We start from the raw sequence: 19,786 nt of genomic DNA on the forward strand, positions 1-19,786 counted from the left end.
GGGCGGCAGCCCGTTGGCCACGCTTCTGTAGTGCACTGATGCCTGACCTGACGGCCTACGAAGACGATGTCCTGGCGCTGCTCGATCGACATGGTGCGCGGCTGGTGGCACGGGTGCACACCACCACGGGGCCGGTTGGCCAGCCCACCGAGGTACAGATCATCGACCTTCCGAGCGAGGCCGCGCTCACGGCGTACCTGGACGATCCGGACCGGCTCGCCATGAGCGCGCGACGCGATGCCTGCGTAGCCAGGACGGAAGTTATGCGCGTTCGTCACGTCTGACAGCCGCAAGCGGCTCGGAAATGCCGGTGCGCTGATCACGGCTCCGGTGTCACCATGTCCGGCGTGATCATGGCGTCGGGTGTGCGGATCGGGTGGGCGGGTCTCCCGCGCGACGTTCAGTACGCCGTTGAGTCGATTCTTGGCGGCACGGTTGTCGAAGCCGTGTCCCAGGCCGGTGGGTTCTCGCCCGGCACGGCCGACCGGGTCCGCATTGCCGATGGACGCCGCGCGTTCGTGAAGGCGGTGAGCACCGCTCAGAACGCCCACTCGCCCAACATGCACCGCAGGGAAGCGCGAATCACCGCGGCCATGCCGTCCTGGGCGCCTGTCCCCGAACTGCTCGGCTGCCATGACGACGGCACCTGGGTAGCCCTGGTGCTGCAGGATATCGACGGCCGCCAACCCAGTACGCCATGGCTGGCCGACGAACTGCGGCTGGTCCTGGACGTGCTCGATGAGTTCGCGACCCGAGCCACACCGTCGCCACTGCCCGGCCTGGCCACGGCGGCTGACACGCTCGCCGAAGAGTTCGGCGGCTGGCGACGGATCGCGAATGACCCTCCGGACAACCTGCGGCCCTGGGCTGCGCGGCACCTCGACGAACTCTGCGCGCTGGCCGACCGCGGACTGGCGGCACTGGCCGGCGACACCCTCGTCCACGCGGATCTGCGGGCGGACAACCTCCTGCTGAGCGAGGACGGCGCGGTGACCGTGGTCGACTGGCCGGCGGCCTGCCGGGGGCCGCGGTGGCTGGACAGCCTTCTGCTGTTGCTCAACGTCCGGCTCCACGGCGGGCACGACACTCACCAGCTGCTCACCGAGCAAGCCGCCGCCCACGACGCGCCCCTGGACGATCTTCTCGCCGTGCTGGTGGCGCTGGCCGGTTTCTTCACCGACTCCGCCCGCCGGCCACCGCCACCGGGCCTACCGACTCTGCGCGCCTTCCAGCGCGCCCATGCTGACGCCATCCTGTCGTGGCTGCGCGAAGAAGACTGTCTCTGACTGGTTGCGGTGCACCGGATGCTGGAAGGCACGGCCGCGGCAGTAGGCGATTGTTTCTTGGTGCATGTCCATGCGGCGCGATCTTTGCGGGCCGCGATGAGTATCGGTGCCATGGCAGGTCTATCCGACGTACGCAAAGGCGACCGGGAGAAGTGTCATGACCGCACCAGAAGTTCTGCTGGAAGGCGTCCTGTTCGGCGAGTCACCACGCTGGCACGACGGGCGGCTCTGGTTCTCGGACTGGGGTGCGAACCAGGTGATCGTGCTGGACGCCGACGGCCGCCACGAGGTGGTGACCACCGTCCGTTCGTTCCCGATGTGCATCGACTTCCTGCCCGACGGACGACTGCTCGTCGTGGATTCGGCACAGCGCCGGTTGCTGCGTCGTGACCCCGACGGATCACTCGTCCCGCATGCAGACCTCTCCCAGGTCTCGGAGAAGCCGTGGAACGACATCGTGGTCGACGACCGAGGCAACGCCTATGTCAACACGATCGGTTTCGACTTTCCTGGCGGTGAGTTCGCGCCGGGCATGGTCGTGCTCGTCACCCCGGACGGCAACGTCGAATGGGGGGCCGATGATCTCGCGTTCCCCAACGGCATGGCGATCAGTCCGGACGGCACGACGCTGGTCGTCGCTGAGTCGTATGCGAATCGGCTCACCGCCTTCGACATCGGCAGCGACGGCCGCCTCGGCAACCGACGCGTGTGGGCGCAGACCCCGGACGACCACCCGGATGGAATCTGCATGGATGCCGAAGGGGCCGTCTGGTACGCCGACGTGGGCAACCAGCACTGCGTCCGGGTGCGCGAGGGCGGCGAAGTGCTCGCTGCCGTCAACCTTGATCGCGGCGCCTTCGCCTGCGCGCTCAGCCGTGGCGACGATCCTCGCCTGTTCGTCGTCGGCCAGACCTGGGGCGGGCCCGAGTCGCGGCAACCCAGCGGGCGGGTTTTCGCGTTCCCGGCGCCCGCACCGGGTGCCGGAAAACCCTGATCCAGCAAGGTCGGCTTCCGGCTTCCCCGGTGGGAGGCGATGCGGCAGGCCCCCACGACCGCACCACTGCGAAAAGCGCTGTTCAACCGGTGTCGGGATCCCAGGCGACCGTCTCCAACTCGCTCAGGTCGTCGATGGCCACGCTATCGTCGCGGGTTCTCACACCGGCGCGCGTTCAGGCAGCCCCTCGTCAGGTCGCGGTCGGAAGGATCAAAGCCCGTAGCCACCGGTCGCGTCGATCACCTGTCCGGTCACCCACCGCGCGTCGTCCGAGGCGAGGAAGGCCACGATGTCAGCCACGTCTTCCGGCTGCCCGACCCGGCCCAGCGCGGCCATGGAGGCCACGTGAGCTTCGACTTCCGGATTGCCGCGCAGCCAACTCGCGTTGACGTCCGTGTCGATGACACCGGGAGCCACCGAGTTCGCCGTGATGCCGCGGGCGCCCAGTTCCTTGGCGAGGTTGAGGGTGAACGTGTCCAGGGCGCCCTTGGTGGAGCCGTAGGCGATGATCTCCGGCATGGCGATACGGGCCACGCCACTGGAAATGTTGATGATGCGTCCCCCATCGCGTAGTCGTTTCAGCCCTTCCTGCACGATGAAGAAGGGCGCCCGGACGTTCACCGCGAAGACTTCGTCGAACTCCTCTTCGGTCAGCGAAGCCAGATCCGAACTGCGTCCGATGCCTGCGTTGTTGACGATGATGTCGACGGCCCTGTCCGGTGCGTACTCGTCTGCTTGAGCATCGAAGGCCGCCCACAGGGCCGCCGCGTCGCCAGGTTGGCCCAACGGTGCATGCAGGGCAACGGCTCGGCCGCCGTCCTTGCGGATGCGCTCGACGACATCGTTCGCCGCGGCCTCGTTGCGAGCGTAAGTAATCGCGACCGTGGCGCCGTCCCGGCCGAGTCGTTCCGCGATGGCCCGCCCGATGCCCCGGCTGCCGCCGGTGACCAGCGCGACCTTGCCCTCAAGCTGCTGCGTACCCATGAAGCTCGACCGCTTTCTATTTGTTGGTGGATCACTCAAGAAAGACGCTATCATGTTTGTTGAGCGATCGATCTAGAATCGTGGTGTGAGTGACACCGACGCCAAGCGCGGGCGGCCGCGGACCTTCGACCGCGACGCGGCCTTGGCCGCGGCCACCCTGCTGTTCTGGGAGCGCGGGTACGAAGCCACTTCCATCGGTGAGCTGACGGAGGCGATGGGCATCAGGCCTGGCAGCTTGTACGCGGCCTTCGGCGACAAGAAGTCCCTGTTCCAGGAAGTCGTGCACAGCTACGGCCGCTCACCCGTCGGCGCCTTCATGGGTGTCGCCCTGGAGGAGGAGGCCACGGCCTACGGCGCGTTCGCCCGCATCCTGCGAGAGGCAGCGGTGATCTATCCCGACCCGGGCCACCCGGCCGGCTGCCTGACGATCAGCGCGGCCACCAACATCACCCCGCAAGACGCCGAGATCGAGGTGTTCCTGCGCGACCTGCGAAACGAGAACCTGTCGGCCTTCGAAACCCGCCTCCGGCAGGCGCAACAGGCGGGCGAGCTACCTCCTACAGCCGACCCCAGCTCGCTGGCCGCGTACTTCGCCGCAGTCATCCAGGGCATGTCGCAGCGCGCCCGCGACGGGGCCACGGCCGCCGAGCTGACCGAAACCGCCGAACTGGCACTCAGCGTGTGGTCCGCCACGCGACCCTGACCGTCTCACGACGGCGAGGGCGCTCGAAAACGACACCTCATCGTGCTGCCTTCCCGTACCGGGAGAGGACGGTGGCGCCGACCTGTTCGGCCGACAGGCATTCCAGGTATGCGGGTGAGGTGTCCGTGGGAAAAAGGCGGCGGCCGGTCCCGAGGACCGTGGGGAAGGTCAACAGCCGGTATTCGTCGATCAAGTCCTCGCCCATCAGTGCATGCACGACGCTCAGGCTGCCCGTAATGACGACGTCGCGCTGCTCGCGTTTGACGACGTCGATCAGGTCGCCGTCGACGACCTTCGAGTTCGCCCATGCCGTGGTGTCGGAGAGCGTGCGGGTGGCGACCAGCTTCGGCGCGGCGTTCATCCGTGCGGAGAACGGGTCCTCGCGTCTCGGCCAGATCCGTGAGAACAACTGCCAGGTGCTCCGCCCCAACAGCAGGACCCCGTCGTCCAGCGTGCTCCCGAGCCGGAACTTGTCCCCGGCGACCGTCTCGGGGCCGTGCCGGAACGCCCAGCCGCCGGTCGGCGTGCCCGCGGACCCGTCCGGGTCGGACACGATTCCGTCCAGGGTGATGAACTCAATGACGATGACGCTCACGATGACTGTCCTTTCGGTCGATGCTCACCGGTAGCTACCGGCGGCATCGGCCGGACTCATCGCGCCGCGTCGAACTCGTGGAAAGAAATCCGTTGGGGCAGGTCGTCAAAGGCCTCGACCACACGTGGATCGGCGAACGCCACGTTGCGGGCTACCTGGCCGCCGGTGACGGTGAAGACCTGTAGCGTGTGCAGCCGGTGCCCGCCGCCGGGCTCCGGCGCGTACGCGGCGAGCGCGGGTTGCCCGCTGGCGGTCAACTGCCGCATCTTCCAGCCCGTCCCGCGCATAGCGAACACGCGGCGCATGAACAGGCCGTAATCGTGGCGGCCTCGGTACCACAGTGGCACTGGCGGCATCTCCAGGACCGCATCATCGGCAAGCAGCCGCACGAGCGCGCCGACGTCGCCAGCCTCGAACGCCCGCACGTACCGTTGAATCGCCGCCCGTACCTTCGGGTCGTCCGGCTCGGTGACTTCGTCCACCTCGCCCATGTCCATGAGGGCGGCCCGGGCCCGTTGCAAAGCGCTGTTGACGGCCGCGACCGTCGTCCCCAGTTGCGTGGCGACCTCGGCGGCACTGAACTCGAGTACCTCACGGAGCACGAGCACGGCCCGTTGCCGTGGCGGCAGCACCTGCATCGCAGCCACCAGCGCGAGCCGCAGGTCGGTCCGCGCCCCAAGGTCGAACCGCGCGTCGGGAAACGGCTGCAGCCAGGGAATGTCGAACGCCGGCTTCAACGGCGCTTCGGGATCGTCGCTCGGCGCGCCCAGCCCGGACGGCAACGGCCTCCGCGCGCGCCCCTCGAGTGCGGTCAGGCACGCGTTGGTCGCGATCCGGTACAGCCAGGTCCGTACCGACGCGCGACCGGGGTCGTATCGGTCGCGGGCCTTCCACGCGCGCAGCACCGTCTCCTGCACCAGATCCTCGGCTTCATGGAACGAGCCGACCATCCGGTAGCAGTACGCCACCAGCTCACCCCGGTAAGGCTCGAAATCCATGGGCACATCTTGGCCTACCCCAACGGGGATGCCGGCTTGGCGGGCTTAGCAGGCAGCCGAGCGCCGTTCGAGGAGGACGGTGTCGTGCCAGACGCCGTCGCGTTGGGCGATGCGTTCACGGATGCCGACGGTGCGGAATCCGGCAGCATGGTGCAGACCAAGGCTGGCGCGGTTTTCCGTGAAGATCGAGGTTTGCAGGGTCCACAGCCCGGCCTCGTCGGCGGCCATGACCTGCTTGCGGATCAAGGCTTTGCCGATCCCGCGGCCGTGGTGACCGTTGGCGACATAGATCGATGTTTCGGCGACACCGGAGTAGCACTCGCGCGCAGAGGTAGGCGTCGCGGCGGCCCAGCCGACCACCGCGCCATCGAGTTCGGCGATCCACCGGTGGCCGGGCAGCCATTTCGCGTCGAGGCTGGACCGGCTGGGCACGGTCGTTTCGAAGGTCGCGATGCCGGTGGCGATGCCCTCGCCATAGATCCTCCGCACCGCCGGCCAGTCATCGTCGCCCAAGGCGCGCACGGTCACGTCGGTCGGAACGTCGTCCGGACAGCAGGGCCGGGGCGCGAGCAGGCCCATCACGGCATCGGCGGCGTGCGGCAGCCCGGTGCAGCAGGCGGCGTTGACGGTCACCCAGGTCGCGGTGCCTTCCTTGTGCAGCCGCAGGAAGCCGACCTCGGCGAGCTTGCGCACGTGGTGGGAGCAGGTCGACTGGCTGATGCCGAGGATCTCGGTGAGCTGTCCGACGGTGCGGCCGCGGCGGGACGTGGCGACGGCGTGCAGCAGGCGGACCCGGGTGGGTTCGGCCAGGCAGGCAAACCAACTGGCGTAGGTGGCGGCGTCAGCGTCGGCGAGAAGCGGGGCGTCGGGCGCGGCGGTCATGCCTCCAGTATCGGCGATCGCATCTGTCGATCCTCATCGACAAAGAGATGTGCGGTGGTATGGCTGGGGTGCGGGTAGTCGTGGTGTGAGCCGGGCCGGACACCGCTTTGTCCGGCCCCGGCAGCACACCATCTAAAAAGGACAGTCCGCGATGGGCGATGTGGTCTCGATGTCGCCGTTCATACCGGCCACCGCGTCGCTTCGGCCACCCATGACGGCACCGCCTCCACCCTCCGCGGAGTCGGCCGCGACGCGATCTACGTCGCGCGCGGCCTCCGATCAAGCTGACGGCTCAACTGCAGCAGCCCTCGCCCGTGGCCGTGAGCGGCAGCTCCCGCAGCGTGGGTGCGTCGGCCGGTTTGGTGGCGCGGACGATGGCGGAGTGCATGCCTTCCACCGCTTCGTGGGTCGGGGTGATTTCCACGTCGGTGAACCCGGCCGCCACCAGGCCCTCGCGGTACTCGGCGAACGACAGCGCTCCGGCGATGCAGCCGACGTAGTCGCCACGCTCGGCTCGGTCCGCGGCGGTGAGGTGGTCCTCCGCCACCACATCGCTGATGCCGAGCCGTCCACCGGGCTTGAGCACCCGGAACGCCTCGGCGAACACGGCCGGCTTGTCGGTGGACAGGTTGATCACGCAGTTGGAGATGATCACGTCGACGGTGTTCGCGGGTAGCGGGACGGCCTCGATGTGTCCCTTGAGGAACTCCACGTTTTCGGCCCGGGCCTTTGCCTTGTTGGCGAGTGCGAGGGCGAGCATCTCCTCGGTCATGTCCAGCCCGTAGACCTTGCCTTCCGGGCCGACGCGGACGGCGGACAACAGCACGTCGATGCCGCCCCCGGAGCCGAGGTCGAGCACGGTCTCGCCCGCGCGTAGTTCGGCGACCGCGAGCGGGTTGCCGCAGCCCAGGCTGGCCAACACCGCCTCCTCCGGCAGTTCGGCCCGCTCGGCCTCCCCGTAGTGGCCGCCGGTCAGGTCTTCCGTCGAACAGGATTCCCCGCCGCAGCACGAGGCCGCACGTCCGGTGGTCACCGCGATCGCGGCCGCGGCATAGCGATCGCGCACTCGCTCCCGCAGTTCGGCCGACGAATCCGACATCATTCTGCCCTCCGGTTTAATCGATGTCTGTCGATGAAGTTAGCTTGCCTCTTGTCTCGATTCTCGTCAAGATAGAAGTCTGCTTAAATAGAGCCATGTCGAAACAGTTGCCGATCGTGGTGGACGGCGGTGCCGGGGAGTGCTGCCCACCCTTGGTTCGAGAACCGTTGTCCGAGTCGCAGGCGGCCGAGCTGGCGCGGGTGTTCAAGGCGGTCGGCGATCCGGTGCGGTTGCGACTGCTGTCGCTGATCGCCTCCCACGAAGGGGGCGAGACGTGCGTCTGCGAGCTGACCGACACCTTCGATCTGACCGGGCCGACGATCTCGCACCACCTCAAGGTGCTGCGCGAATCGGGGCTGATCACCGGGGAGCGGCGGGGAACCTGGATCTACTACCGGGTCCAGCCCGAGGCGCTTGCCCGACTGTCCGCCGTCCTGCAGCCCGGCCAGACCACGGTGGTGACGGCGTGACCAGCACCGACACGGCCGTCGTCGGGAAACTGTCCACTCTGGACCGTCTCCTGCCGGTCTGGATCGGTGCCGCCATGGTGGCCGGCGTGCTGGCCGGGCGATGGGTTCCCGGTCTGGGAGCCGGACTCGACGCCGTGGCGGTCGACGGTGTCTCGCTGCCGATCGCACTGGGGCTGCTGGTGATGATGTACCCGGTGCTGGCCAAGGTTCGCTACGACCGCCTCGACACGGTCACCCGCGACCGGCGGCTCCTGCTGCCGTCGGTGATCCTCAACTGGCTCATCGGCCCGGCGTTGATGTTCGGCCTGGCCTGGCTCCTGCTGCCCGACCTGCCCGAATACCGCACCGGGCTGATCATCGTCGGGCTCGCCCGCTGCATCGCCATGGTCATCATCTGGAACGACCTCGCCTGCGGCGACTCCGAAGCCGCCGCCGTCCTCGTCGCGCTCAACTCAGTGTTCCAGGTGATCGCCTTCGGGACACTCGGCTGGTTCTATCTCTCGGTGCTGCCCGGCTGGCTCGGACTGCCCGCCAGCGACCTGGCCGTGTCCGGGTGGCAGATCGTCAAGAACGTGCTGATCTTCCTCGGTATCCCACTCGTGGCCGGCTATCTCTCCCGCCGTCTCGGCGAACGCGGCAAGGGCCGCACCTGGTACGAAACGCGGTATCTGCCCAAGGTCGGCCCCATCGCGCTATACGGGCTGTTGTTCACCATCGTCATCCTGTTCGCCCTGCAAGGACACCAGATCACCAGCCAGCCCCTGGACGTCGCCCGTATCGCCCTGCCCTTGCTGGCCTACTTCGCGATCATGTGGGCCGGGTCCTACGCCTTCGGCAAGGCCGTCGGCCTCAGCTACGAACGCACCACGACCCTGGCGTTCACCGCCGCGGGCAACAACTTCGAACTCGCCATCGCCGTCGCGATCGCGACCTTCGGCGCCACCAGCGGGCAGGCCCTCGCCGGTGTCGTCGGCCCGCTGATCGAGGTCCCCGTGCTCGTCGCCCTGGTCTACGTCTCCCTCGCGCTGCGCCGCCGCTTCGCCACCGCCACCGCCACCGTCACCGAGGAGTAACCATGCTTCACGTGCGGGGATAACGCCTCCATTCCCATCGCTCACGAGCCAAGGAGATCTCGTGTCCGACAAGCCGGAAGTCCTCTTTGTGTGCGTGCACAATGCCGGACGTTCACAAATGGCCGCCGCCCTGCTCGACCATCACGCTCAGGGCCGGGTCGTGGTCCGCTCCGCCGGGTCCGCGCCCGCCGACGCCGTCAACCCCGCGGTGGCCCAGGCCATGACCGAGATCGGATTGGATCTGTCCAAGGAAATCCCCAAGCTTCTGACCGCGGAAGCCGTCCAAGTCGCGGACGTCGTCATCACCATGGGCTGCGGCGACGCTTGCCCCGTGTTCCCCGGCAAGCGCTACCTCGACTGGGAACTCGACGACCCCGCGGGCAAAAGCGTCGACGAGGTCCGTCCCATCCGGGACGAAATCGACCGTCGAGTTCAAGCGCTTCTCGCTGACCTGGCGTAGCCGGGATCGACCAACCCTTCGCGGCCAAGCAGCAGCGCGAAGATGGCTGCGGCCGCTGAGTTCCGGGTTCAGTCTGCTGAATTCTCGGTTCAGGCCAATGAGTTCTGGGTTCAGGCGGATGAGTTCCGGGTTCTCGAAGTCGACGATGCAGGCGGTGGCGCGGTCGTCGGGCACGGTGCGGGTGACTCAGGACAGCTGGGCGAACCAGGGCTGCTTACCCGCAGATCGGCGCTATGCCCGGTTGAATCGGGCTCCCCACTCGTGGATCTGATCGAGCAACTCGGGCGGCTCCAGGACGCGGAAGTCCGCGCCGACCGCGCCGAGCGCCATGATCGGCCACTCGAGAGAGTCGGCTGTCATGCGCACCCGGCAGCGCCCGGCGTCGATCTCCTCGACCGTGCTCCACTTGCCGATCTTCGCCCGCACGGCTTCGGCCGGGGCGTCGACCTGGGCCTCCACCTGGTACGGGCGGGGCATGTTGTCCAGACCGGAGCGGACGAACTCGGCGGCGTCGGCGGCGGGCAGGTCGCGGGTCCGGAAGCGGGAGCCGGTGCGATTGGGCGCGGTGAGCCGATCGACCCGGAAGTTGCGCCAGGCGTGCCGCGTGAGGTCGTACGCGACCAGGTACCAGCGGCGGCCGAGCGAGACCAGCCGATGCGGTTCGACGTGCCGGTCGGTTCGCCGGCCGCCGGCGGCGAGGTAGGCGAAGCGAAGACGTTCGTTGTCCCGGCAGGCCAACGCGACCGTGGTGAGCACGCTCGGGTCGACGACCGCTCCGGCCGAGCCACCCCATACGGCCGGCACGGTCATGGCGCGCAGCGCCTCGACCCGGTGCCGCAGGCGGGCCGGCATCACCTGGACCACCTTGGCCAGCACCCGTACGCCGGCCTCCGCGATGCCCTCCACCGGGCCCTGCGCGGCGGCCTGCAGTCCCACGACCAAGGCGACCGCCTCGTCGTCATCGACCACCAGCGGCGGCAGCGCCGCGCCCGCGGCGAGTTGGTAGCCGCCGTCGACGCCGCGCTGCGCCTCGACCGGATAGCCCAACTCGCGTAGCCGGTCGATGTCCCGGCGCAGGGTGCGGACCGACACCTCCAGCCGCTCGGCCAGTTCGGTGCCCGGCCAGTACCGGTGAGTCTGGAGCAGGGACAGCAGCCGCAACGTCCGGGTACTCGTGTTCGCCACGTTCTCGATTCTTCCGCGAATTCAGGTCAGGAAGTGACCGCTATCGAGCTTAGCGTTGTGCTCAACGGACAGAACAACGGAAGGCAACGATCATGACCGTCAACGAGTTGACCACCACTCCCGCCGTCACCGGCGAGCGCGCCGACCTGCTGGCGGCTCTGGCGAAGCAACGGCACTTCCTGCGCTTCACCACCCGCGACCTCACCGACGAACAAGCCGGCCGGCGGACCACGGTCAGCGAGCTGTGCTTGGGCGGCCTGATCAAGCATGTCACCGCGGTCGAACGGAGCTGGGCGAACTTCATCGTGGAGGGCCCGTCGGCGATGCCCGATTTCACCGCCATGACCGAGGAAGACCAGGCCCGGTGGGCCGACGAGTTCCGGATGCTGCCCGGTGACACGCTGGCCGGTGTGCTGGCCAACTACGAAGAGGCGGCGCGCCGGACCGATGAGCTGGTCGCCGTCCTGCCTGACCTGGACGTCACCCACCCGCTGCCGAAGGCCCCGTGGCCCCAGCCCGAGCGGTGGTCGGTCCGCCAGGTGCTGATACACATCATCGCCGAGACCGCCCAGCACGCCGGCCACGCCGACATCATCCGGGAGTCCCTGGACGGCGCCAAAACCATGGGCTGACCGGCGCGCGAACCAGGAACTCGCCCGCCTGGACCGGGGACACGCCCGCCTGAACCGGGAAATCACCGGCCTGGATCGGGGACACGCTCGCCTGGATCGGGGACACGCTCGCCTGGGTCGGGAACTCGTCGGCCTGGGGCGGGGACTTGCCCGCCTGAACCGGGAAATCACCGGCCTGGATCGGGGACAGGTCGAGCTGGATCGGGAACTCATGCGGCTGGAGCGGGGACAGGCCGGAGCGCGGCGCCGGCGGGCAAGTTCAGCGTGACGGGCAGGTCACGATTGCCGGCATGGTCAGCGCAGGATGCTGGGTTCGTCGATGGCGTACTTCCAGGTGCCGTCGGGTCGCCGTCTGATCACTTCGACCGAGACGCCCTTGCTGGTGGCGGAGCCCGAGGTGAAGCTCCAGTCGCTCGTGATGAGAGCGATGTCGCCGCAGGTGAGGATCCGGCGGAGGCGGGAGTCGATCTTCGGGGAGGTGGCGAGCCTGGCGGCGTCGCTTCAGAAGCCGTGTCCCGGGTTGGGGTGGGTGAGTTCCTGGTTCGGGCAGCCGTGTCCCGGGTTGGGGTGGGTGAGTTCCTGGTTCGGGCAGCCGTGTCCCGGGTTGGGGTGGGTGAGTTCCTGGTTCTGGCAGCCGAGTTCCGGGTTGGGGTGGGTGAGTTCCTGGTTCTGGCAGCCGAGTCACCGGCTCAGCGACGGGAGTCGCGCATTGGCGAGCCACCATTCGCAGCCATTCTTGCTAGGTACGAACAACACATGCGACGTAACCACTTGGTGAGCCCCTGAGCCCCGATGCTGGTTTCCAGCCTCGCTTGGGCCAGTCGCTCCCGTTACGCGCCGATGACGACCGCGCCAAAACCATGGGCTGACCGGAGCTGGACCGGGAGCACGCCCGCCCGGATCGGGAACTCGCTTGCCTGGACCGGGAACTCGCCGTCCTGGGGCGGGAGCTCGCGGGCTTGGGGTGGGAACTCGCCGTCCTGGGGCGGGGACACGCGGGCCTGAACCGGGAACTCGCGGGCCTGGGGCGGGAACTTGCCGTCCTGGGGCGGGAACTTGCCGTCCTGAGGCGGGGACACGCCCGGGTGCGGGGCTCGGGTCGTATGCTGCGGGAGCCTGGCGAGAAGAAGATCTGCGGTTGTGTCGATCCGCGAGGTTCCCCGTTCGACCTAGGGGTGAGAGGGTCCGAAAGAGGGCCCGACAACCCAGGGATGCCGACCATGAAGTTCATGCTGATCATGCGCGCCACCGACGAGGCCTTCGCGAAGATGGCGAACGTCGACTTCAACGAGATGCTCGAGACCATCGGCAAGTACAACGACGAGCTGATCCGGGCCGGTGTGCTCGTCGCGGCGGAAGGACTCGACGACGCCGCCGAGGGCGTGGTCGTCGACTACTCCGCCGAGCCGCCCGTGGTCACCGACGGCCCGTACGGTGAGACCAAGGAGCTGTTCGGCGGGTTCTACATCCTCAACGTGGCGTCGAAGGAGGAGGCCATCGAGTGGGCCAAGCGGGCACCGACCATGGGCCCGGGCTTCAAGACGGAGATTCGCCGGGTCACCACGATCGACGAGTTCCCGCAGGACAACGAGTGGGTCAAGAAGGAGCGGGCGTGGCGGGAAGCCACCGGTCAGCTCTGAGCGGATCGACCGGCCGTGAGGCCGTTGCCGCCGTCTGGCGGATCGAGTCCGCACGGATCGTCGGTGCGCTCGCGCGATACACCGGCGACTTCGCGCTCGCGGAGGACCTCGCCCAGGAGGCACTGGCCGAGGCGCTCGTGACCTGGCCACGTGATGGCGTGCCCCGCAACCCGGCGGGGTGGCTGCTCACCGTCGGCCGGCGCCGCGCCATCGACGCGTTTCGCCGGCGCTCGGCTCTTGACGACAGGTACGCCGCCCTTGCCCGGAACCTGGGCGAGGGCGGCGTCGTCTCGGGGAACGCACCCGCCGACCCGGCCCGGGACGCCGAGGACGTGCTGTGGGATCCGGATCAGATCGACGACGACGTGCTCGCGTTGATGTTCATCTCGTGCCACCCGGTACTGGCGCGGGAGGCGAGGGTGGCGCTCACCCTGCGGGTGGTCGGCGGCCTGACCAGCGACGAGATCGCCAAGGCGTTCCTTGTCCCGACCGCCACCGTGCAGGCCCGGATCACCCGGGCGAAGAAGACCCTCGGGGCGGCCCGGGTTCCGTTCGAGGTGCCGCCGCCCGAGGAGCGGGCCGGGCGGCTCGGCTCGGTGCTGGCCGTGGTCTACCTGATTTTCACCGAAGGGTCCTCGGCCAGTTCCGGTGACGATCTGATCCGGCTCGAGCTAGCGAGCGAGGCACAGCGCCTGGCCCGGGTGCTGGCCCGGCTGGTGCCGAACGAGCCCGAGGTCCACGGCCTGCTGGCGCTGCTCGAGTTGACCGCGGCACGCTTCCCTGCCCGCACCGGGCCGGACGGCGAGCCGGTGCTGCTGGAGCACCAGGACCGGCGCCGCTGGGATCACGCCGCGATCCGCCGGGGACGAGCCGCCCTGGCCCGCGCGCAGCAGGTCGGCCGGGGCCTGGGCGCCTACGGTTTGCAGGCGGCGATCGCCGAATGCCACGCCGTCGCCTCGTCGGTCGAGGAAACGAACTGGGAGCGCGTCGTGCTCATCTACGAGGCGCTCGGCAGGCTGGCGCCGTCACCGGTGGTCGATCTCAACCGGGCCGTGGCCGTCTCCATGGCGCAGGGACCGGCCGCGGCGCTGACGATCGTGGACGAGCTGGTGGCCGCCGGGACGCTGTCGAATTCGCATCTGCTGCCGAGTGTTCGCGGGGAGTTGCTCGCCCGCCTGGGGCGTGGCGACGAGGCGCGTACCGAACTGGAACTCGCGCTGCGGCGGTGTGGCAACGCGCGTGAGCGGGCGGTGCTCGAGCGCAAACTCGCCGACCTCGGCTGATTCAGGGCTCGCGCACCGGAGCCGGGCGCAGGGCTGACTGGCGGAACTCGCCCATACCAACGGACGCGTCCCTGTAGGGGAATATCACGTTCGGACCTTTGAGAAAGCGCTTTTTTGACCTAAAGTCCCCCTGCTCGAGCCGCGCAACGGGGCGCGGCAGTCGGGGCGAGCACCGTGTGTCGGGAGGGACCCTTCCATGCGCCGAAGAACAGTCCTAGCCGTATTCGCTTCGAGCCTGCTCGCTGTTCCCGGGCTCGCTGCGGCAGCTACGTCCGACGGGCCGGTAACCGTCGATGCCCCCTACGTCAAGGCCAACGGGCGGCTGATCACCGCTGACGACGCGATCTCAGTGTGTGGCACGAACCTGCGACAGCAGAACGAACCGTCCGTCGCGATCGATCCGAAGAACCCCGCGGTCGTCGTCGCGGGCTCCAATGACTATTGCAGCGTCGAGAGGGCGGGCGGGACCTGGGCGGGATATTACCGTTCCACCGATTCCGGCCGGACCTGGACGAACTCGCTGCTGCCCGGATATCCCACGGACAACTCGCCCGAGGGCCAGGCGAGCCCATTGCACGCGAAGGGAATCACCAACGCCGGCGATCCCGTGCAGGCATGGGACAACGACGGCCGGCTGTTCTACATGGGCAACGCGTTCAACCGGGCGAAGCCACAAAACGCGTCGGTCTGGGTCGCGACCTACGACCAGGACGGCGCGCACTACGTGGGAACCGTGCTGGTCAGCAGCGGAACACCCGCGTTGTCGGGCAAGTTCAACGACAAGACCTCGATCGAGGTCGACCGTGGCGCGTCGAGTCGCTTCGCGGGCAACGTTTACGTGGCGTGGAGCGTGTTCCAGGGCTCGGGTAACAACGAGATCATGTTCGCGCGCTCGACCGATCACGGCGCGACCTTCTCGCATCCGGTGAAGATTTCGACCGGCAGCAAGGACAACCAGTATGCCGACATCGCGGTCAACTCCGACGGCACGGTGAACGTGGTGTGGCGGCAGTTCGATTCCAACCGCGGCCACCAGCAGGACGCGGTCATGTTCGTGCGGTCGACCGACGGCGGTGCGACGTTCAGCCCGGCCAGGCAGGCCGTTGCCGGGTTCGACACCTTCGATGCGGCCGACAACCCGCGTGATGCCGCGGCCGCCGAGGAAGCGCATGATCAGGCGTTCGAGAACGCCGACGGGCCGGAGTCGGAAGCGTCCGAGGGTGGCGCGCGCGACTGTGGTTCGGGGCCGTTGGCGTGCGTCAGCGGGTACACCTTCTTCCGGCACGACACGCAGCCACGCGTGACCGCCGACCCGAAGGGCGACCCGAAGACGCTGTACCTGGTGTACGACGCGGTGAAACCCAGCACCGAAGTTCCTTCGACGTCGTCGTACAACTCCGCACCGGTAGCGTCTGACGGCACGCTGATGGTCGGGCAGGGCGCGACGTACTTCAGCAAGTCGGTCGACGGCGGTTCCACCTGGTCCTCACCGGTGCCGATCAGCGACGTCAACTCCGGGCACCAGTTCTTCCCGGACATCAACGCCGATGGTGGCTACCTCTACGCGGTGTGGTCGGACTCGCGCAACGACCCTTGTTACAGCGTGCAGAGCCCGCCCGGTAACTGTGCCGCGGTCGATCAGTTCGGTTTCCACACGGCGAGCCCGGGCGGCGGCCTGGACGCCTACGGTGCGGTGTCGACCAACGGCGGAGCGAGTTGGACCGTGAGCCGGCTGAGCACCCAGTCGCACCAGCCGAACTACGAGATGTTCGGCGACCGCGGCGTCCCGTTCCAGGGCGACTACAACTACGTGTCCAATGTGGGCTCGTTCGCGTATCGCGTGTGGACGGACAACCGGCAGGTCGTGCCGGGCGTCGACCCACGCTCCGAGGGTGGCCAGGGCTTCGACGTGCGCCAGTGCCGCACGCCGGCGACCGGTCCGGACACCTGCCCGAACGAGGGTGGCCTGGATCAGGACATCTTCGGCGCCGCGGCCGGCTGAGGCGATTTCCGGGGAGGATTTCCGTGTGGACGCACGGAAATCCTCTCCGGCGTCGTGGCCATCGACAGCACCAATCCGTGACCGGTCGTCGCGCGGCGGCGGGTCAGTCGGCCAGGAGTGCGGCGAGGTGTTCGAGTGCCTGGTGGGTGCGCTCGTGGTCGTGGGTGAGGAACCGATCGAGTAGCAGGCCGCGGACGGTGGCGATCATCAGGGTGGCGGTGGTCTGGTCGACGGGCTGGTCCCGATTGGTGGAGGTGAAGAAGCCGAGCCAGTCGGTGATGAGCCCGCGTCCACCATCGGGATAGCGCTCGGGGTGGGCCATGGCGTCGATGTGGATTTCGAAGAACAACTGGAGATAGGGCTGTTGTTCGGGGGCGGTGAGCCAGGTCCACATGGCGCTCAGGGTCTCGGTGCGACTGGCTCCCTCGATGTGCTGGGTGAACAGCTCCGCCAGCCGCCGGCGGGCTTCGGCGAGCGTGGCCGCGACGAGTTGCTGCTTGTCGCCGAAGTCGTACAGCAGCATGCGGGTGCTGGTGCCCAGGGCGGCGGCGAGCGGACGCAGGCTCAGCCCGGCGAGGCCGTGGGCCAGGACGTAGTCGGTGGCGTCGGCCAGGACTCGGGCGCGGCGGTCCGGGTCGGGGGTTCGGGCCATGGTGATCCTTTGGGACTGGACAGATGCGGCGGTTTCCACCACCCTATTCTTGACACGACTGTTTCAAGAATTTTGGAGGTGGCATGTCGGCCCGGAACGATACGGCCTCGCCCCTGCTGGCCCGGGTGCTGGCAGCGGATGCGGTATGGGATGCACTGGGCGGAGTGGCGCTGGTGGCGATGCCGTTTGCCGGCGCGGGGGTGAGCGTGGCCTGGTGGCCGGTGCTCGTGCCGGTGGGAGCGGCGTGTCTGGTGTTCGCCGGGGTGCTCGCCTGGGCTGCCGGTGGCCGGAACATGACCGAGATAGGGGCGGTCACCGCGGTGGCCAACGCGGTAGCGGTCGTGGTGGCGGTGGTGTTGCTGGTGGCGTTCCCGGGATTGGCGGCGGCGCTACAGTTCTTGCTGGTGGCCCTCGCGGTGGGGTGTGCGGTGTTCGCGGTACTGGAATGGCGTGCGACCCGGGGCGCTCGGGCGGGATGAGGCGCCAGCCGATCGTCAAAATTCGGCTGCCGTTGACAACGATCACGGTTTGGGTCAGCAGGGCACCGCAGGCGAAGGCTGCGGTGGCCGCGACCGCGGTCGTGCCGATGATGCGGCGCCGGATCTCTCGCGCCATCTCCGCATCCTCCTCCGTCCTGGTTACCTTCCCGCGCGCACGTTCGTCAAAGACATGACGGATCGAAGCAGGGAAAGGTAACGGCCAGCACCAGTGGGAGGAAGTCATGGCAGTTCACCTCCGGCCATCGGCCGGGCCGAACCCCAGCGGCAAAGCCCGCGATGATCGGCTACGCCCGAGTGGGCGGCGGCCTCAGGCTGAGCGAGCCGCGCAGCTCACTCAGGGAGTCGAAGGCCTCCCGTCATTGGGCGTAGTCGGAGAACTTCTGCCTGATCGGCGGGTACGGCATAGCAACGACCTCACAGAATCGACGTCTGTTGTCCGGGAGGAGAGTACCCTGTCCCGCGATGCACGCCTGGGTAAACGCGATGATTTCTGCGCAGTTTCGCACCTTCCGGGAGGTCAGCGGTGAACACTCGCGCGTTCTCTATCCTAAATGGACTCATGCTGCTGAGCGTGTTGTTCCAAGGCCTGTCGGCAGGTGGGTTCCTCGGCCGTGTCGGCGGGGTCGACTGGCGCCAGTTGCATGAGATCTTCGCCGTTGTCGCGGTGCTCTGTTCGCTGGCGGCCACCATCTTCGCGATGGTCAGGCGGCGCCGCGATCTTGCCGGGCCGTCCGCTGTGGTGCTCGTATTGCTGATCATCCAGACCGGGCTCGGGGAGGCGATCAGCAAGGGCGGGCAACACGCACTGGTGATCGTGCACGTGCCGATCGCCCTGCTGATCATGGGCATGGGTGTGTACCTCTCGGTCGTGGGACGCGCCGTCAGCCGAGCGTGACGACGCCGGTAAATCGGCCAGGTGGCCACCGAGTGATCGAAGCCATCGAGATCGAGGCCGGGTAGACGCGTCGGCGTCAAGCCCGGTACTTTGCTCGGGTCGAAAAGGACCTGGGTCGGCATTGGGTAAGCCCGGCCCCCTCAACATGAGGCTCCGTTCGTTGCTGCGGCGGCGAACCCGCGACAAGCACTCGGCGAGCAGCCGAGGCTTGACGCCGCATGCCTGTTGAGCCTTGGCTCCTCGCCTCGCGCAACGCAAGTAGAGGAGAGATGATGCCCATCATTCGTGTTGGCTCGGCGGTGACTCAGATCAACGTTTTCACCGTCGAAGCGGGCCGCCAGCGACCCTTGATCGACTACCTTGCCCGTGCGGCCCAGGTCGCCAGCGAGGTGCCCGGCTGGATGTCGGCCAGCCTGCACCGCAGCCTGGACGGCACCCGCGTGGTCAACTACGCGCAAAGCGAAGACCTCGACGCCGCGCAGCGGGTAATCCAGCTTTTGAAGTCCCAAGGGATGCTGGAGGGCAACAAGGCATTCGGCCAGGCCAACCCAGGCCTGTACGAAGTTTCCTACACCCTTGATCGAAACGATCGCTGACAGCCGTGCAGACGGCCCGGTCAGGCGCAACGGGATGAGCCGCGCCTGATCGGGCCCTGCACTGAGGCGATCGAAGCGGAGGACGTGGAACGCGTTCAGCGATCGAGTGTGACCACGAGATCTTCATCCGCCGCGAGTATCTCACCGTCGAACTCGGCACGGGCGGCGGCGACCGCGGCGGCGCGGTCGTTGCCCGGCCAGAAGTGGGTGAGCAGCAACCTGCGGGCGCCCGCCCGGCGGGCCCAGGCGCCGGCCTCGGTCGCGGTCATCAGATTGCGCGTGGGCCGCCGCGTTTCGCCGTCCCGGTCGGTCGCTTCCACGATGAACAGGTCGGCGTCGCGACCGAGTTCGGCCAGCAGCGGGTCAGGTCCGGTGTCGCCGGTGTAGGCCAGGGCGACGCCGTCGGCGCTCAGGCGGACACCGGCGTTCGGCACGTAGTGCGGCAGGGACAGGCCGGTCAGCTCGAACGGCCCGATCCGATGGTGGCCGGGCAGGAGATGGACGTCGAACACGTCGTGCAGATCCACGTCGGGTTCCAGACCACCGAGGCGGTCGAGAACCCCGTGCGTGCAGTAAAGCGGCAGTTTCCCCGCAGCCGAGCCATAGTGGCGTATGCGGAACAGCCCATGCAGGTCGATGCAGTGATCGGGGTGGTCATGCGTGATCACAACCGCGTCGACGGCTCCATCGGGCACGTGCGCGAGCAGCTGCGGGAGGGTGGCGTAGCCCAGGTCGAGAACGAGCCGGTAACCGTCCCAGTCCAGGAGGAAACCACTACAGGCGCGACCCGGTTCCGGAAAGGCGCCGCAACTGCCGAGCACGGTGACTTGTCGCATGGCTAAAGCATGCCAGCGTGC

The 19,786-nt window shown here is 68.1% G+C and carries 23 protein-coding genes; 14 read left to right on the top strand and 9 right to left on the bottom strand.

What is annotated here, in order from left to right:
* Window positions 1–38: 38 nt before the first annotated feature.
* The 3 genes from A3CU_RS44710 to A3CU_RS0113475 all read left to right on the top strand — a co-directional run bounded on the left by A3CU_RS44710 (window position 39) and on the right by A3CU_RS0113475 (window position 2,280).
* On the top strand, window positions 39–284 hold the full coding sequence (locus A3CU_RS44710) for a DUF1330 domain-containing protein (protein WP_052371704.1): 246 nt from the start codon (window positions 39–41) through the stop codon (window positions 282–284).
* Window positions 285–338: 54 nt separating this feature from the next.
* Window positions 339–1,286 carry a phosphotransferase gene (locus tag A3CU_RS0113470; protein ID WP_084143250.1) on the top strand — a complete coding sequence of 316 codons (948 nt, stop codon included), beginning with the start codon at window positions 339–341 and terminating at the stop codon, window positions 1,284–1,286.
* Window positions 1,287–1,443: 157 nt separating this feature from the next.
* Entirely contained in the window at window positions 1,444–2,280 is an 837-nt protein-coding gene (locus A3CU_RS0113475) for an SMP-30/gluconolactonase/LRE family protein (RefSeq protein WP_027942730.1), read from the top strand.
* Between the two features lie 210 nt (window positions 2,281–2,490).
* Here A3CU_RS0113475 and A3CU_RS0113485 read toward each other — a convergent pair whose 3' ends face one another.
* Entirely contained in the window at window positions 2,491–3,303 is an 813-nt protein-coding gene (locus A3CU_RS0113485; protein WP_281174117.1) for an SDR family oxidoreductase, read from the bottom strand.
* A 46-nt stretch (window positions 3,304–3,349) separates the two neighbouring features.
* On the opposite strand from A3CU_RS0113485, the gene A3CU_RS0113490 reads away from it, so the two are divergent.
* Window positions 3,350–3,967: a TetR/AcrR family transcriptional regulator gene (locus A3CU_RS0113490; protein ID WP_027942732.1), complete on the top strand. Its 618-nt coding sequence runs from the start codon at window positions 3,350–3,352 to the stop codon at window positions 3,965–3,967.
* Between the two features lie 37 nt (window positions 3,968–4,004).
* Here the strand turns inward: A3CU_RS0113490 and A3CU_RS0113495 are convergent, their stop codons facing one another.
* The 4 genes from A3CU_RS0113495 to arsM all read right to left on the bottom strand — a co-directional run bounded on the left by A3CU_RS0113495 (window position 4,005) and on the right by arsM (window position 7,541).
* Entirely contained in the window at window positions 4,005–4,562 is a 558-nt protein-coding gene (locus A3CU_RS0113495) for a dihydrofolate reductase family protein (RefSeq protein WP_027942733.1), read from the bottom strand.
* Between the two features lie 56 nt (window positions 4,563–4,618).
* Window positions 4,619–5,560, bottom strand: a complete 942-nt coding sequence (locus tag A3CU_RS0113500) for a sigma-70 family RNA polymerase sigma factor (protein ID WP_027942734.1) — start codon at window positions 5,558–5,560, stop codon at window positions 4,619–4,621.
* A gap of 45 nt (window positions 5,561–5,605) precedes the next feature.
* The gene (locus A3CU_RS0113505; protein ID WP_027942735.1) at window positions 5,606–6,442 is read right to left on the bottom strand and encodes a helix-turn-helix domain-containing GNAT family N-acetyltransferase; all 837 of its coding nucleotides are present in this window, start codon (window positions 6,440–6,442) and stop codon (window positions 5,606–5,608) included.
* Window positions 6,443–6,734: 292 nt separating this feature from the next.
* Window positions 6,735–7,541 carry an arsenite methyltransferase gene (arsM, locus tag A3CU_RS44715; RefSeq protein ID WP_043841136.1) on the bottom strand — a complete coding sequence of 269 codons (807 nt, stop codon included), beginning with the start codon at window positions 7,539–7,541 and terminating at the stop codon, window positions 6,735–6,737.
* Between the two features lie 95 nt (window positions 7,542–7,636).
* Between arsM and A3CU_RS0113515 the strand changes: the two genes are divergently transcribed.
* The 3 genes from A3CU_RS0113515 to A3CU_RS0113525 all read left to right on the top strand — a co-directional run bounded on the left by A3CU_RS0113515 (window position 7,637) and on the right by A3CU_RS0113525 (window position 9,544).
* Entirely contained in the window at window positions 7,637–8,011 is a 375-nt protein-coding gene (locus tag A3CU_RS0113515) for an ArsR/SmtB family transcription factor (protein ID WP_027942736.1), read from the top strand.
* Complete coding sequence (arsB, locus tag A3CU_RS0113520; RefSeq protein ID WP_027942737.1) at window positions 8,008–9,084, top strand: ACR3 family arsenite efflux transporter; 1,077 nt, start codon at window positions 8,008–8,010, stop codon at window positions 9,082–9,084. The genes A3CU_RS0113515 and arsB overlap by 4 nt, the downstream gene beginning before the upstream one ends.
* Before the next feature lie 61 nt (window positions 9,085–9,145).
* The gene (locus A3CU_RS0113525) at window positions 9,146–9,544 is read left to right on the top strand and encodes an arsenate reductase ArsC (RefSeq protein WP_027942738.1); all 399 of its coding nucleotides are present in this window, start codon (window positions 9,146–9,148) and stop codon (window positions 9,542–9,544) included.
* Between the two features lie 231 nt (window positions 9,545–9,775).
* On the opposite strand, the gene A3CU_RS0113530 is transcribed toward A3CU_RS0113525, so the two are convergent.
* Entirely contained in the window at window positions 9,776–10,729 is a 954-nt protein-coding gene (locus A3CU_RS0113530; protein WP_027942739.1) for a helix-turn-helix transcriptional regulator, read from the bottom strand.
* A gap of 92 nt (window positions 10,730–10,821) precedes the next feature.
* On the opposite strand from A3CU_RS0113530, the gene A3CU_RS0113535 reads away from it, so the two are divergent.
* Window positions 10,822–11,361: a DinB family protein gene (locus A3CU_RS0113535; protein ID WP_027942740.1), complete on the top strand. Its 540-nt coding sequence runs from the start codon at window positions 10,822–10,824 to the stop codon at window positions 11,359–11,361.
* Between the two features lie 830 nt (window positions 11,362–12,191).
* Here the strand turns inward: A3CU_RS0113535 and A3CU_RS0113545 are convergent.
* On the bottom strand, window positions 12,192–12,440 hold the full coding sequence (locus tag A3CU_RS0113545) for a hypothetical protein (protein WP_027942742.1): 249 nt from the start codon (window positions 12,438–12,440) through the stop codon (window positions 12,192–12,194).
* A 141-nt stretch (window positions 12,441–12,581) separates the two neighbouring features.
* On the opposite strand from A3CU_RS0113545, the gene A3CU_RS0113550 reads away from it, so the two are divergent.
* From A3CU_RS0113550 to A3CU_RS0113560, 3 genes are all read left to right on the top strand, one after another.
* Window positions 12,582–13,001 carry a YciI family protein gene (locus tag A3CU_RS0113550; RefSeq protein ID WP_027942743.1) on the top strand — a complete coding sequence of 140 codons (420 nt, stop codon included), beginning with the start codon at window positions 12,582–12,584 and terminating at the stop codon, window positions 12,999–13,001.
* Window positions 12,998–14,284: an RNA polymerase sigma factor gene (locus A3CU_RS0113555; RefSeq protein WP_027942744.1), complete on the top strand. Its 1,287-nt coding sequence runs from the start codon at window positions 12,998–13,000 to the stop codon at window positions 14,282–14,284. The genes A3CU_RS0113550 and A3CU_RS0113555 overlap by 4 nt, the downstream gene beginning before the upstream one ends.
* Before the next feature lie 196 nt (window positions 14,285–14,480).
* Complete coding sequence (locus tag A3CU_RS0113560) at window positions 14,481–16,286, top strand: sialidase family protein (RefSeq protein WP_156960361.1); 1,806 nt, start codon at window positions 14,481–14,483, stop codon at window positions 16,284–16,286.
* A gap of 103 nt (window positions 16,287–16,389) precedes the next feature.
* On the opposite strand, the gene A3CU_RS0113565 is transcribed toward A3CU_RS0113560, so the two are convergent.
* A complete protein-coding gene (locus tag A3CU_RS0113565; protein ID WP_027942746.1) occupies window positions 16,390–16,938 on the bottom strand; it encodes a TetR family transcriptional regulator in 549 nt (182 codons plus the stop codon).
* 83 nt (window positions 16,939–17,021) lie between these two features.
* Here A3CU_RS0113565 and A3CU_RS0113570 point away from each other — a divergent pair, with 83 nt between their 5' ends.
* The 3 genes from A3CU_RS0113570 to A3CU_RS0113580 all read left to right on the top strand — a co-directional run bounded on the left by A3CU_RS0113570 (window position 17,022) and on the right by A3CU_RS0113580 (window position 18,929).
* A complete protein-coding gene (locus A3CU_RS0113570; protein ID WP_027942747.1) occupies window positions 17,022–17,417 on the top strand; it encodes a hypothetical protein in 396 nt (131 codons plus the stop codon).
* A 580-nt stretch (window positions 17,418–17,997) separates the two neighbouring features.
* Window positions 17,998–18,333: a hypothetical protein gene (locus A3CU_RS0113575; protein ID WP_027942748.1), complete on the top strand. Its 336-nt coding sequence runs from the start codon at window positions 17,998–18,000 to the stop codon at window positions 18,331–18,333.
* 272 nt (window positions 18,334–18,605) lie between these two features.
* Window positions 18,606–18,929 carry an antibiotic biosynthesis monooxygenase family protein gene (locus tag A3CU_RS0113580; protein ID WP_027942749.1) on the top strand — a complete coding sequence of 108 codons (324 nt, stop codon included), beginning with the start codon at window positions 18,606–18,608 and terminating at the stop codon, window positions 18,927–18,929.
* A gap of 95 nt (window positions 18,930–19,024) precedes the next feature.
* Here the strand turns inward: A3CU_RS0113580 and A3CU_RS0113585 are convergent, their stop codons facing one another.
* The gene (locus A3CU_RS0113585) at window positions 19,025–19,765 is read right to left on the bottom strand and encodes an MBL fold metallo-hydrolase (RefSeq protein WP_027942750.1); all 741 of its coding nucleotides are present in this window, start codon (window positions 19,763–19,765) and stop codon (window positions 19,025–19,027) included.
* Window positions 19,766–19,786 lie beyond the last annotated feature (21 nt).

This window comes from Amycolatopsis taiwanensis DSM 45107 (genome assembly GCF_000519205.1).
Taxonomy (GTDB): domain Bacteria; phylum Actinomycetota; class Actinomycetes; order Mycobacteriales; family Pseudonocardiaceae; genus Amycolatopsis_E; species Amycolatopsis_E taiwanensis.

What these genes read in the sequence shown, in the direction of transcription:
- A3CU_RS0113505 (WP_027942735.1), bottom strand. Translation starts at nt 6,442, where the DNA reads ATGACCGCCGCGCCCGACGCCCCGCTTCTCGCCGACGCTGACGCCGCC.
- A3CU_RS0113550 (WP_027942743.1), top strand. Translation starts at nt 12,582, where the DNA reads ATGAAGTTCATGCTGATCATGCGCGCCACCGACGAGGCCTTCGCGAAG.
- A3CU_RS0113580 (WP_027942749.1), top strand. Translation starts at nt 18,606, where the DNA reads ATGCCCATCATTCGTGTTGGCTCGGCGGTGACTCAGATCAACGTTTTC.
- A3CU_RS0113470 (WP_084143250.1), top strand. Translation starts at nt 339, where the DNA reads ATGTCCGGCGTGATCATGGCGTCGGGTGTGCGGATCGGGTGGGCGGGT.
- A3CU_RS0113585 (WP_027942750.1), bottom strand. Translation starts at nt 19,765, where the DNA reads ATGCGACAAGTCACCGTGCTCGGCAGTTGCGGCGCCTTTCCGGAACCG.
- A3CU_RS0113535 (WP_027942740.1), top strand. Translation starts at nt 10,822, where the DNA reads ATGACCGTCAACGAGTTGACCACCACTCCCGCCGTCACCGGCGAGCGC.
- A3CU_RS0113500 (WP_027942734.1), bottom strand. Translation starts at nt 5,560, where the DNA reads ATGGATTTCGAGCCTTACCGGGGTGAGCTGGTGGCGTACTGCTACCGG.
- arsM (WP_043841136.1), bottom strand. Translation starts at nt 7,541, where the DNA reads ATGTCGGATTCGTCGGCCGAACTGCGGGAGCGAGTGCGCGATCGCTAT.
- A3CU_RS44710 (WP_052371704.1), top strand. Translation starts at nt 39, where the DNA reads ATGCCTGACCTGACGGCCTACGAAGACGATGTCCTGGCGCTGCTCGAT.
- A3CU_RS0113565 (WP_027942746.1), bottom strand. Translation starts at nt 16,938, where the DNA reads ATGGCCCGAACCCCCGACCCGGACCGCCGCGCCCGAGTCCTGGCCGAC.
- A3CU_RS0113570 (WP_027942747.1), top strand. Translation starts at nt 17,022, where the DNA reads ATGTCGGCCCGGAACGATACGGCCTCGCCCCTGCTGGCCCGGGTGCTG.
- A3CU_RS0113560 (WP_156960361.1), top strand. Translation starts at nt 14,481, where the DNA reads ATGCGCCGAAGAACAGTCCTAGCCGTATTCGCTTCGAGCCTGCTCGCT.
- A3CU_RS0113475 (WP_027942730.1), top strand. Translation starts at nt 1,444, where the DNA reads ATGACCGCACCAGAAGTTCTGCTGGAAGGCGTCCTGTTCGGCGAGTCA.
- A3CU_RS0113515 (WP_027942736.1), top strand. Translation starts at nt 7,637, where the DNA reads ATGTCGAAACAGTTGCCGATCGTGGTGGACGGCGGTGCCGGGGAGTGC.
- A3CU_RS0113575 (WP_027942748.1), top strand. Translation starts at nt 17,998, where the DNA reads ATGCTGCTGAGCGTGTTGTTCCAAGGCCTGTCGGCAGGTGGGTTCCTC.